This window comes from Streptomyces afghaniensis, from assembly GCF_044327915.1.
Classification (GTDB): Bacteria; Actinomycetota; Actinomycetes; order Streptomycetales; family Streptomycetaceae; genus Streptomyces; species Streptomyces afghaniensis.
The window spans coordinates 43,126-54,844 of the sequence record NZ_JBIRGJ010000012.1 but is presented as its reverse complement, the minus strand read 5'-3'; the positions used below and the strand labels follow the sequence as shown (position 1 = coordinate 54,844).

General features: G+C 70.3%; 8 protein-coding genes. 5 read left to right on the top strand and 3 right to left on the bottom strand.

Features of this window, described 5'->3' with window-relative positions; translation table 11 throughout:
• Positions 1 to 27: 27 nt before the first annotated feature.
• Positions 28 to 741 carry a glycoside hydrolase family 12 protein gene (locus tag ACH4G3_RS38590; RefSeq protein ID WP_397628856.1) on the top strand — a complete coding sequence of 238 codons (714 nt, stop codon included), beginning with the start codon at positions 28 to 30 and terminating at the stop codon, positions 739 to 741.
• 32 nt (positions 742 to 773) lie between these two features.
• On the opposite strand, the gene ACH4G3_RS38585 is transcribed toward ACH4G3_RS38590, so the two are convergent.
• The 3 genes from ACH4G3_RS38585 to ACH4G3_RS38575 form a co-directional block, all read right to left on the bottom strand.
• Positions 774 to 1,961: a sulfotransferase family protein gene (locus ACH4G3_RS38585; protein WP_397628855.1), complete on the bottom strand. Its 1,188-nt coding sequence runs from the start codon at positions 1,959 to 1,961 to the stop codon at positions 774 to 776.
• A gap of 112 nt (positions 1,962 to 2,073) precedes the next feature.
• Positions 2,074 to 4,116 (bottom strand): glycoside hydrolase family 31 protein, encoded by a 2,043-nt coding sequence (locus ACH4G3_RS38580; RefSeq protein WP_397628854.1) that lies wholly within the window; start codon positions 4,114 to 4,116, stop codon positions 2,074 to 2,076.
• A 109-nt stretch (positions 4,117 to 4,225) separates the two neighbouring features.
• A complete protein-coding gene (locus ACH4G3_RS38575) occupies positions 4,226 to 5,239 on the bottom strand; it encodes a LacI family DNA-binding transcriptional regulator (RefSeq protein WP_397628853.1) in 1,014 nt (337 codons plus the stop codon).
• Positions 5,240 to 5,583: 344 nt separating this feature from the next.
• Between ACH4G3_RS38575 and ACH4G3_RS38570 the strand changes: the two genes are divergently transcribed.
• From ACH4G3_RS38570 to ispG, 4 genes are all read left to right on the top strand, one after another.
• Positions 5,584 to 7,524 carry an acyl-CoA dehydrogenase family protein gene (locus ACH4G3_RS38570; protein ID WP_397628852.1) on the top strand — a complete coding sequence of 647 codons (1,941 nt, stop codon included), beginning with the start codon at positions 5,584 to 5,586 and terminating at the stop codon, positions 7,522 to 7,524.
• Between the two features lie 127 nt (positions 7,525 to 7,651).
• The gene (dxr, locus tag ACH4G3_RS38565) at positions 7,652 to 8,908 is read left to right on the top strand and encodes a 1-deoxy-D-xylulose-5-phosphate reductoisomerase (protein ID WP_397628851.1); all 1,257 of its coding nucleotides are present in this window, start codon (positions 7,652 to 7,654) and stop codon (positions 8,906 to 8,908) included.
• A gap of 8 nt (positions 8,909 to 8,916) precedes the next feature.
• Positions 8,917 to 10,209 (top strand): M50 family metallopeptidase, encoded by a 1,293-nt coding sequence (locus ACH4G3_RS38560; RefSeq protein WP_397629059.1) that lies wholly within the window; start codon positions 8,917 to 8,919, stop codon positions 10,207 to 10,209.
• Positions 10,210 to 10,377: 168 nt separating this feature from the next.
• Entirely contained in the window at positions 10,378 to 11,535 is a 1,158-nt protein-coding gene (gene ispG, locus ACH4G3_RS38555; protein WP_397628850.1) for a flavodoxin-dependent (E)-4-hydroxy-3-methylbut-2-enyl-diphosphate synthase, read from the top strand.
• Positions 11,536 to 11,719: the final 184 nt, after the last annotated feature.

Here is an 11,719-nt window from a genome sequence, read left to right as displayed (position 1 = left end):
GTTCCCCCCACCCATGGAAGGGACACCATGGCAACACGCACACGGAGCAGGGTCACCAAGGCCCTGCTCGCCCCGGCCCTGGCACTCGGCGTGACCATCGGCCTCGCCTCCGCCCCCGCCTCGGCCGCCGTCTGGAACTCCTGCGACCAGTGGGGCCAGACCAACCTGAACGGCTACACGCTCTACAACAACATCTGGGGCAGTGGCGCCGGCAGCCAGTGCATCTGGGCCAACTCCGGCACCAACTGGGGTGTCTGGGCCAACCACCCCAACACCGGCGGCATCAAGTCCTACCCGAACCAGACGAAGGCGATCAACAAGTCGATCACCTCGCTGGGTTCGCTGTCCAGCAGCTACAACGTCAGTGTCCCGTCCTCCGGCGCGTACAACACGTCGTACGACATCTGGGACACGGACCACGACTACGAGATCATGCTCTGGGTCAACAAGACCGGCCCCGTCGGCCCGATCGGCACCTCGCAGGGCAGCGTCAGTCTCGGCGGCCACTCCTGGAACGTCTTCAAGGGCACCAACGGCGCCAACGAGGTGTTCTCGTTCATCCGCACCTCCAACTCCAGCTCCGGCACCGTCAACATCCTGCCGATCCTGAAGTGGATCAAGGACACCAAGGGCTGGATGGGCAACGAGACCATCGGTGACGTCCAGTTCGGCTACGAGGTCACCTCGTCGTCCGGCGGGCTGAACTTCACCACCAACAACCTGACGGTCAGCAGCAGCTGATCCGTCGCGGGGGCCGGGGCCGGCCGTGCCGGTCAGGCGCGGTCGACCTCGGCCCGCAGCGCGTTGTAGTCCGCGAACGCCGATTCGACCTCGGCGCGGGTCAGGCCGTAGCGGGACAGGTCGTAGGTGTGCTTCCGGGTGCCCTTGGGTCGGGCGACGGCCGCGGGGAGCCGGGCGGCGTCGGCCTCGGTCCACCGGGCGCCGACGGCGGCGTAGAGCTTCGGGGCCCCGGTGGCGGGGTCGGAACCGAGCCAGGAGTACGGGGCGTCCACCAGCTGCTCCGCCGGAATGGCGGCCCGGGCCGCGAGGCCGCGCGTCATGGCACGGCTCAGCAAGCCGAGCCAGGTGGCGCCGATGCCGGCCAGATCGAGCGGGCGGGTGCTGACGGCCATGCCGTGCTCGATCAGCGAGCAGAAGGACGCCACGACGGTGACCGGGTCGCGGTGGCACCACACGATCGTGGCGTCGGGGAAGACCGTGCGCAGCGCGTCCAGGTTCTCCAGGTGCATGGGGGACTTCAGCATCCAGCGCCGCCGCGGACGGCCGTACTGGAGCACCTGGTAGACCTGCTTGAGGTACCGGTAGTCGGCGACGAAGTCCCGCTCGCAGTGCCAGTCCAGGTACTCCGGGATCCGGGCCTGGGAGAACGGCATCAGGGCGTGCGGCAGCGCGAACGTGCACTCCTCGGGGCCCTCGGCGGCCATCGCGTGGATGTCGCGGAAACGCGGTGCGAAGAGGTCCGTGCCCTGCACCAGCCGGCGTCCGGCCGTGATCGCCCTGCGCCGCTGCCGGGGCGGCAACTCCAGGTCGGGCCCGAGCAGTTCCCACAGCAGGGGACACCGGTGCTCGTCCGAGACCGACAGCACCGAGTGCGTGACCGTGGTGGCGGTGCGCGGCAGCCCCACGACGAACACCGGCTTCTCGATCGGCTCCCGCTCGATCTCCGGACGCTCGGCGATCAGCCGCAGGACGCGGGCCCGGTTGGTGAGATGCCGGCGCACGTGCACCTGCGCCGACTGCCAGCCGACCGGGGTGAGGTTCTCGGCCTTCGCCCACCACCCCAGCAGCGACCGGAAGCCGTCGACGAACTCCCGGTCCCCCGGCGCCTCACCGGCCTCCACCACGATGCGGTCGAAGATCCGGTCCGGGTCACGGCGGGAGCCGGAGCCCGGCCGCAGCAGCAGATTCGCCAGCGTGAGGGCGAGGGGTGACGTGGACACGCAGGGAACGTATCCTCTCGAACCCGCTTGCGGTGGACGAAAGTTGGCCGAACAGGCGGAAGGGGTGGCCGGAAGACCTCCATCGAACCGGCCACCCCTCCAGCTGACGCGGCTACTCCGCTACGGGCAGCCGCGCCCCGTCCCGCAGGAACAGCGGGATGCGGTCCAGCGGGGCGTCGACCGTCACGGACCGACCGCCCTCGTACGTCTCACCCGTCCACGCGTCCGTCCAGGTGGCCCCCGCCGGGAGGTACGCCGTCCGGGCGGTGGCGCCGGCGGTGAGCACCGGGGCGACCAGCAGATCCGGGCCGAAGAGGTAGGAGTCGTCGACCGACCAGGTGGCCTGGTCGTCCGGGAACTCCAGGAACAGCGGCCGCATCACCGGCAGGCCCTCCTCGTGCGCCTCCCGCATGACGCGCAGGACGTACGGCTTCAGGCGCTCGCGCAGCCGGAGGTACTTCTCCAGGACGGCCCCGGCCTCCTCGCCGTACGACCACACCTCGTTCGGGCCGCCGGTCATCGCAGGGCCCAGCGGCATGCCCGGGTCACGGAAGCCGTGCAGGCGCATCAGCGGGGACAGCGCGCCGAACTGGAACCAGCGGACCATCACCTCCCGGTACGCCGGGTCGTCCGGGTCGCCGCCGTGGAAGCCGCCGATGTCGGTGTTCCACCAGGGGATGCCCGACAGCGCGGTGTTGAGGCCGGCGGCGATCTGGCGGCGCAGGGTCGGGAAGTCGGTGCCGATGTCCCCGGACCACAGGGCGGCGCCGTAGCGCTGACTGCCCGCCCAGGCCGAGCGGTTGAGGCTGACGACCTCCTCCTCGCCGGTGGCGACGAGGCCCTCGTAGAACGTGCGGGCGTTCTCGGCCGGGTAGATGTTGCCGACCTCCAGGCCCGGGCCCGCCCAGTAGCGCAGGTTCTCCGAGAAGCCCGGCTTCAGCTCCGGCTCGCAGGCGTCCAGCCAGAACGCCGTGATGCCGTAGGGGTCGAGGTAGTTCTCCTTCACCTTCGACCACACGAACTCCCGGGCCTCCGGGTTGGTGGCGTCGTAGAAGGCCACCTGGACCGTGGACGCCACCTCCTTGTCGGGCCAGTCGGCGTGGGCCATCGGGCCGTACTGGGTGCCGATGAAGTACCCGCGCTGCTCCATGACCGGGTGGTTCTCGCTCAGCGGCGACACCGAGGGCCAGACGCTCACCACCAGCTTGATGCCGAGCTCCTCCAGCTCGCGCACCATCGCCGCCGGGTCCGGCCACTCCTTCGGGTCGAACTTCCACTCGCCGAGGTGCGTCCAGTGGAAGAAGTCGCAGACGATCGCCGAGATGGGCAGCCCCCGCCGCTTGTACTCCCGTGCCACCGCCATGAGCTCGTCCTGGGTGCGGTAGCGCAGCTTGCACTGCCAGAAGCCCGCCGCCCACTCCGGCAGCATCGGCGTCCGGCCGGTCACCGCGCTGTAGCGGCGCTGGGCGGCGGCCGGGTCGCCCGCCGTGATCCAGTAGTCGATCTGCCGGGCCGAGTCGGCGACCCACCGTGTGCCGTTGTGCGCCAGCTCCACCCGGCCGATCGCCGGGTTGTTCCACAGCAGCGTGTAGCCGCGGCTGGAGGTCAGCACCGGGATGCCGACCTCGGCGTTGCGCTGGACCAGGTCGAGGACCAGGCCCTTCTGGTCCAGGCGCCCGTGCTGGTGCTGGCCGAGGCCGTACAGCTTCTCGTCGTCGTACGCGGCGAAGCGCTGCTCCAGGCGGTGGTGGCCGTTGCCGACGGCCGTGTAGAGGCGGGAGCCGGGCCACCAGAAATGGGCGCGGTCCTCGGCGAGCAGCTCGGCGGAGTCCTCCGTGCGCAGGAAGCGGATGAGGCCCTCGGCGCTCACCTCGACGGTGAGCGTGCCGACGGTCAGCTGCCCGCGCCCGTCCTCGATCTTCACCGTGGACGGCGTCGCGGGGGCCTCGTCGAGGAGCGCGCCCGGGAGCCCTTCGAGCACCGGGCCGCCGAGCCGGGCCCGCACCCGGACCGCGTCGGGGCCCCACGGCTCGATCCGTACGGTCTCCTGACGGCCGCTCCACTCCAGCGCGCCGCCCCGCTCGCGGAACGTGCCGACGGTGGGGGAGGACTGCGCCAGACTCACCTGGGACTGGGTTTCAGCAGGCTGATTCACGTGGCGGGCTCCTGAGCTCCTGGGGGAGTGCAGACAGAGGTGTGCGGACAGGGGTGTACGGACATGGGGGTGCCCCGGGAGGAGGGCGGGAGAAGGGGCGGGGTGTGCCTTACGGCCGGGTGGGCGCCGGCCCCGTGCTGCCCCGGACCGTCAGCTCGGGCGCGAGCAGCACGACCTCGTCGCTGCCCCGCCCCTCGAACTTGGCGACCAGGTGTTCCACGGCGTGCCGGCCCATCTCCTGCGCGGGGATGGCGACCGACGTGAGCCGTACCGAGGCCTGCGTCGCGACCTGGTCGGGGCAGATCGCGACCACCGACACGTCCTCCGGCACGGCCCGGCCCTGCTGCCGCAGCAGCGCGAGCAGCGGCTCGACCGCCGACTCGTTCTGCACGATGATCCCCGAGGTGTCCGGGCGTTCGTCGAGGATCCGGGCGAGCGTCACGGCCATCGCGTCGTATCCGCCTTCGCACGGCCGGTGCAGCAGCCGCACGCCCAGCTCCCGGGAGCTGGACCGGAGCCCGTCGAGGGTGCGCTCGGCGAAACCGGTGTGCCGCTCGTAGACGGCCGGGGCCTCGCCGATGACAGCGATGTCCTGGTGCCCCTGCTTCGCCAGGTGCTCCACACACAGCGCGCCCGTCGCCCGGAAGTCCAGATCGACACAGGTCAGACCGGTGGTTTCGGCGGGCAGCCCGATCAGCACGGAGGGCTGGTCCGTCGCGCGCAGCAAGGGCAGCCGCTCGTCGTCGAGTTCGACGTCCATCAGGATCATCCCGTCGGCGAGCCCGCTTCCGGCGACGCGGCGCACCGCGTCCGGGCCCTCCTCACCGGTGAGCAGCAGCACGTCGTACCCGTGCGTCCGGGCGGCGGTCGCCACCGCGATGGCGATCTCCATCATCACGGGCACGTACATGTCCGTGCGCAGCGGGACCATCAGCGCGATGATGTTCGACCTGCTGCTGGCCAGGGCACGGGCCCCGGCGTTCGGGTGGTACCCGAGCTCGCGGATGCTCCGCTCGACCCGCTGCCGGGTGGTCGCGGAGATGGACCGCTTGCCGCTGAGGACATAGCTCACCGTGCTCGCCGAGACTCCGGCGTGCTGGGCGACCTCGGCGAGGGTGACCATCCAGCTCTCCAAGCTTTGTGAAGCGCTTCGACAATGCGCGTTGCTGATATGAGTGGGTGAGGGTGGTCCGACAGTAGCTCCAGCGGGGAGTACGTGTCCATAGGTTGTCGAAGCGCTTCGATACGGAATTCCGGAACGGCGCCAGAAGGGCGGCCGTTCCCGGGGGGACACCTCGATGCAACACCGTCCTCAGGCCCCCGACAAGTCCCGGAGTGTTCCGCCCCATCGGCTGAACGGATGCGCGAGGACTGGTGGGAGCGTCCGGTTTCGGGTACCAACGATCCAGTAGCACTGATCGGTAACGTACCGTCCTCAACATTCCTATATGCGGCGAGGTGGCCATCATGTCCGCTTCCACCACCCCCTCTTCCCGTCCCGCCGTCACCGAGCGGGAGTCCCGTGAGGTGGCGGAGGCCGCCCGGGAACAGCACTGGCGCAAGCCCAGCTTCGCCAAGGAGCTGTTCCTCGGCCGCTTCCGGCTCGACCTCATCCACCCCCACCCCCTCCCGCCCGACGAGGCGGCCCAGCGCGGCGAGGAGTTCCTCGCCAAGCTCCGCGACTTCGTCGAGACGAAGGTCGACGCGGCCCTCATCGAGCGCGAGGCCCGCATCCCCGACGAGGTGATCGACGGGCTGAAGGAACTCGGCGCCTTCGGCATGAAGATCGACACCAAGTACGGCGGTCTCGGCCTCACGCAGGTGTACTACAACAAGGCGCTCTCCCTGGCCGGCTCCGCCAGCCCCGCGATCGGCGTGCTGCTCTCCGCACATCAGTCGATCGGCGTGCCGCAGCCGCTGAAGCTGTTCGGCACACAGGAACAGAAGGAGCGCTTCCTGCCGCGCTGCGCCCGCACGGACATCAGCGCCTTCCTGCTCACCGAGCCCGACGTCGGCTCCGACCCGGCCCGCCTCGCCACCACCGCCGTGCCCGACGGGGACGACTACGTCCTCGACGGGGTGAAACTGTGGACCACCAACGGCGTCGTCGCCGACCTGCTGGTCGTCATGGCCCGGGTCCCGAGGAGCGAGGGCCACAAGGGCGGCATCACCGCCTTCGTCGTGGAGACCAACTCGCCCGGCGTCACCGTCGAGAACCGCAACGCCTTCATGGGCCTGCGCGGCATCGAGAACGGCGTCACCCGCTTCCACCAGGTCCGCGTCCCCGCCGCCAACCGCGTCGGCGAGGAGGGCCAGGGCCTGAAGATCGCCCTGACCACGCTCAACACCGGACGGCTCTCCCTGCCCGCCTCCTGTGTCGCGGCCGGCAAGTGGTGCCTGAAGATCGCCCGGGAATGGTCGGCGGCCCGCGAGCAGTGGGGCAAGCCCGTCGCGCACCACGAGGCGGTCGGCTCCAAGATCTCCTTCATCGCGGCCACCACCTTCGCCCTGGAGGCCGTGACCGACCTGGCCTCGCAGATGGCCGACGAGGACCGCAACGACATCCGCATCGAAGGCGCCCTCGCCAAGCTCTACGCCTCCGAGATGGCCTGGACGATGGCCGACGAACTCGTCCAGATCCGCGGCGGCCGCGGATTCGAGACGGCCGAGTCCCTCCGGGCCCGCGGCGAGCGCGGCGTCCCCGCCGAGCAGCTCCTGCGTGACCTGCGGATCAACCGTATCTTCGAGGGCTCGACGGAGATCATGCACCTCCTCATCGCCCGCGAGGCCGTCGACGCCCACCTCTCGGTCGCCGGCGACCTCATCGACCCCGGGAAGTCCCTGGGGGAGAAGGCCCGCGCGGGCGCCAACGCGGGCGTCTTCTACGCCAAGTGGCTGCCCAAGCTGGTCGCGGGCCCCGGCCAGCTCCCGGCCACCTACGGCGAGTTCAAACACGGCGTGGACCTCTCCGGGCACCTGCGCTATGTCGAGCGCACCGCCCGCAAGCTCGCCCGCTCCACCTTCTACGCCATGTCCCGCTGGCAGGGCCGGATGGAGTCCAAGCAGGGCTTCCTCGGCCGGATCGTCGACATCGGCGCCGAACTGTTCGCCATGAGCGCGGTCTGCGTACGCGCCGAACTGCTGCGCAGCCAGGGCGACCACGGCCGCGAGGCCTACCAGCTCGCCGACGTCTTCTGCCGCCAGTCCCGCATCCGGATCGAGGAGCTCTTCAACCGGCTGTGGACCAACACCGACGACCTCGACCGCAAGGTCGTCAAGGGCGTCCTGTCGGGCACGTACGAGTGGCTGGAGCGCGGCATCGTCGACCCGTCGGGCGAGGGACCGTGGATCGCGGACGCGACACCGGGACCCAGCCAGAAGGAGAACGTCCACCGGCCGATCCGGTAGCCGGCACTCAAACGCGGCACTCAGCGGCACTCAGCGGCACTCATGGGGGCGCGAGCCAGCGCGGCGCGCGCCCCCGCGAGGGGGATGCGCTGTCCTCACACACGATGCTTACGGCAACAATGGAGGAATGAGCGACAGTCCAGCCCCCCTCGCCGATCCCCATCTGGTCTACGACCCCGTAGCGGGCGACGGCCCGAAGGACGTGGTGATCCTCGGCTCCACCGGGTCCATCGGCACGCAGGCCATCGACCTCGTGCTGCGCAACCCCGACCGGTTCCGGGTCACCGGCCTGTCCGCCAACGGCGGCCGCGTCGCCCTCCTCGCCGAGCAGGCGTACCGGCTGCGGGCGCGGACGGTCGCGGTCGCCCGCGAGGACGTCGTACCCGCCCTGCGCGAGGCGCTCACCGCGCAGTACGGCACGGGCGACCCGCTCCCCGAGATCCTCGCCGGCCCGGACGCGGCCACACAGCTCGCGGCGTCCGACTGCCACACCGTCCTGAACGGCATCACCGGCTCCATCGGCCTCGCCCCGACCCTGGCCGCCCTGGAGGCGGGCCGCACCCTCGCGCTCGCCAACAAGGAGTCGCTCATCGTGGGCGGCCCGCTGGTCAAGGCCCTCGCCAAGCCCGGGCAGATCATCCCGGTCGACTCCGAGCACGCAGCCCTCTTCCAGGCCCTGGCCGCCGGCACCCGCGCCGACGTCCGCAAGCTGGTCGTCACCGCCTCCGGAGGCCCCTTCCGCGGCCGTACGAAGGAGGAGCTGGCCCACGTCACCGTCGAGGACGCCCTCGCGCACCCCACCTGGGCCATGGGCCCGGTCATCACGATCAACTCCGCGACCCTCGTCAACAAGGGCCTGGAGGTCATCGAGGCACACCTCCTCTACGACATTCCCTTCGACCGCATTGAGGTCGTCGTGCATCCCCAGTCGTATGTCCACTCGATGGTTGAGTTCACGGATGGATCGACACTGGCCCAGGCGACCCCGCCCGACATGCGCGGGCCCATCGCCATCGGCATCGGCTGGCCCGAGCGCGTGCCCGACGCGGCGCCCACCTTCGACTGGAGCAAGGCCTCGACCTGGGAGTTCTTCCCGCTCGACAACGAGGCCTTCCCGTCGGTGAACCTCGCGCGGCACGTCGGCGAGCTCGCGGGCACCGCACCGGCGGTGTTCAATGCGGCCAACGAGGAGTGCGTGGAGGCGTTCCGCCAGGGCGCGCTGCCCTTCAACGGGATCATGGAGACCGTCACCCGGGTCGTCGAGGAGCACGGCACCCCGCGTACGGGAACCTCACTCACCGTGTCGGACGTCCTCGAAGCGGAGACCTGGGCGCGGACCCGGGCCCGGGAACTGGCGGCACAGACGGCGGAGGCCCGTGCATGACGACCCTGATGTTCATCCTCGGCATAGGTCTGTTCGTGGTCGGCCTGCTGTTCTCGATCGCGTGGCACGAGCTGGGGCACCTGTCCACCGCCAAGCTCTTCGGCATCCGCGTGCCGCAGTACATGGTCGGTTTCGGCCCGACGATCTTCTCGCGCAAGAAGGGCGAGACCGAGTACGGGCTCAAGGCCATCCCGTTCGGCGGCTACATCCGCATGATCGGCATGTTCCCGCCCGGCCCCGACGGCCGGCTGGAGGTCCGCTCCACCTCCCCGTGGCGCGGCATGATCGAGGACGCCCGCTCGGCCGCGTACGAGGAGCTCAGGCCGGGCGACGAGAACCGCATGTTCTACACGCGCGCGCCCTGGAAGCGCGTGATCGTGATGTTCGCGGGCCCCTTCATGAACCTGGTCCTGGCCGTGGCGCTGTTCCTCACCATCCTGATGGGCTTCGGCATCACCCAGCAGACGACCACGGTCAGCTCCGTCTCCCAGTGCGTCATCGCGCAGAGCGAGAACCGCGACAAGTGCGAGAAGGGCGACCCGGCCAGCCCGGCCGCCGCCGCCGGCCTCAAGGCGGGCGACAAGATCGTCTCCTTCAACGGCGTGCCGACCGACGACTGGAACAAGCTGTCCGACCTCATCCGCGCCACCCCCGGCAAGGAGGTGCCGATCGTCGTCGACCGCAAGGGCCAGGACGTCACCCTGCACGCGAAGATCGCCACCAACCAGGTCGCCAAGAAGGACTCCGGCGGACAGATCGTCGAGGGCCAGTACGTCCAGGCAGGCTTCCTCGGCTTCAGCGCCGCCACCGGCGTGGTCAAACAGGACTTCGGCGAGTCCGTGACCTGGATGGGCGACCGGATCGGCGAGGCCGTCGACTCCCTCGCCGCCCTGCCCGGCAAGATCCCGGCCCTGTGGAACGCGGCCTTCGACGGCGCCCCGCGCGAGGCCGACTCCCCGATGGGCGTGGTCGGCGCGGCCCGCGTCGGCGGCGAGATCTTCACCCTCGACATCCCGCCCACCCAGCAGCTGGCCATGGCCCTCATGCTGGTCGCCGGGTTCAACCTCTCCCTGTTCCTGTTCAACATGCTCCCGCTGCTGCCGCTCGACGGCGGCCACATCGCGGGCGCGCTGTGGGAGTCGCTGCGCCGCAACATCGCCAAGGTGCTGCGCCGGCCGGACCCGGGCCCCTTCGACGTGGCGAAGCTCATGCCGGTCGCCTACGTGGTCGCCGGGATCTTCATCTGCTTCACGATCCTGGTCCTGATCGCGGACGTGGTTAACCCGGTGAGAATCTCCTAGTCATACGGCGTTCGAGGCGGCCCGGCACACTTTGTGCCGGGCCGCCTCCCATTGAGTGGCAATGCGACGGGGATGTGCCCGCGCCAAGGCATGTGCCGTAATCTCGAAGCTCGGAGCCCGCTGCTCACGGGACCGGACCTTGATCCACGACTTGGGGTTGCACAGCAGATGACTGCGATTTCTCTCGGCATGCCGTCCGTTCCGACCAAGCTCGCCGAGCGCCGGAAGAGCCGGCAGATCCAGGTCGGATCCGTGGCCGTCGGCGGAGACGCCCCCGTCTCGGTCCAGTCGATGACCACGACGCGGACGTCCGACATCGGCGCGACCCTCCAGCAGATCGCCGAACTCACCGCCTCCGGCTGCCAGATCGTCCGCGTCGCCTGCCCGACCCAGGACGACGCCGACGCCCTCGCCACCATCGCCCGCAAGTCGCAGATCCCGGTCATCGCCGACATCCACTTCCAGCCGAAGTACGTCTTCGCCGCGATCGAGGCCGGCTGCGCGGCGGTCCGCGTCAACCCCGGCAACATCAAGCAGTTCGACGACAAGGTCAAGGAGATCGCCAAGGCGGCCCGGGACCACGGCACCCCGATCCGCATCGGCGTCAACGCGGGCTCCCTCGACAGGCGCCTCCTCCAGAAGTACGGCAAGGCGACCCCCGAGGCCCTGGTCGAGTCGGCCCTGTGGGAGGCGTCCCTCTTCGAGGAGCACGACTTCCGGGACATCAAGATCTCCGTCAAGCACAACGACCCGGTCGTGATGATCGAGGCGTACAAGCAGCTCGCCGAGAGTTGCGACTACCCGCTGCACCTCGGCGTCACGGAGGCCGGTCCCGCCTTCCAGGGCACGATCAAGTCGGCGGTCGCCTTCGGCGCGCTGCTCAGCCAGGGCATCGGCGACACGATCCGCGTCTCGCTGAGCGCGCCCCCGGCCGAGGAGGTGAAGGTCGGCCTCCAGATCCTGGAGTCGCTGGGCCTCAAGGAGCGCGGCCTGGAGATCGTCTCCTGCCCCTCCTGCGGCCGCGCCCAGGTCGACGTCTACAAGCTGGCCGAAGAGGTCACGGCCGGCCTCACCGGCATGGAGGTCCCCCTCCGCGTCGCCGTCATGGGCTGCGTGGTGAACGGCCCGGGCGAGGCCCGCGAGGCCGACCTCGGCGTCGCCTCCGGCAACGGCAAGGGCCAGATCTTCGTCAAGGGCGAGGTCATCAAGACCGTCCCCGAGTCCAAGATCGTGGAGACCCTCATCGAGGAGGCCATGAAGCTGGCCGAGCAGATGGAGAAGGACGGCGTCAGCTCCGGCGAGCCGTCGGTGGCGGTAGCGGGCTGACCGCCCGGCGACCCGATCCGGCCGGGAGGGCACACGCCGCCTCCCGGCCGCCGTCGAGGGCGTACCGTGCCCGCCACCGTGCCTTCCCGCTCGTACCGGTTGCCGCCACCGAGCCTTGCCGCTCGTACCGGTTGCCGCCACCGTGCCTTCCCGCTCGTACCGGTTGCCGCCACCGTGCCTTGCC

Excerpts from the sequence above, each read along its gene's own strand:
- ACH4G3_RS38590 (WP_397628856.1), top strand. The coding sequence starts at position 28 with ATGGCAACACGCACACGGAGCAGGGTCACCAAGGCCCTGCTCGCCCCG.
- ACH4G3_RS38575 (WP_397628853.1), bottom strand. The coding sequence starts at position 5,239 with ATGGTCACCCTCGCCGAGGTCGCCCAGCACGCCGGAGTCTCGGCGAGC.
- ACH4G3_RS38570 (WP_397628852.1), top strand. The coding sequence starts at position 5,584 with ATGTCCGCTTCCACCACCCCCTCTTCCCGTCCCGCCGTCACCGAGCGG.
- dxr (WP_397628851.1), top strand. The coding sequence starts at position 7,652 with ATGAGCGACAGTCCAGCCCCCCTCGCCGATCCCCATCTGGTCTACGAC.
- ACH4G3_RS38560 (WP_397629059.1), top strand. The coding sequence starts at position 8,917 with ATGTTCATCCTCGGCATAGGTCTGTTCGTGGTCGGCCTGCTGTTCTCG.
- ispG (WP_397628850.1), top strand. The coding sequence starts at position 10,378 with ATGACTGCGATTTCTCTCGGCATGCCGTCCGTTCCGACCAAGCTCGCC.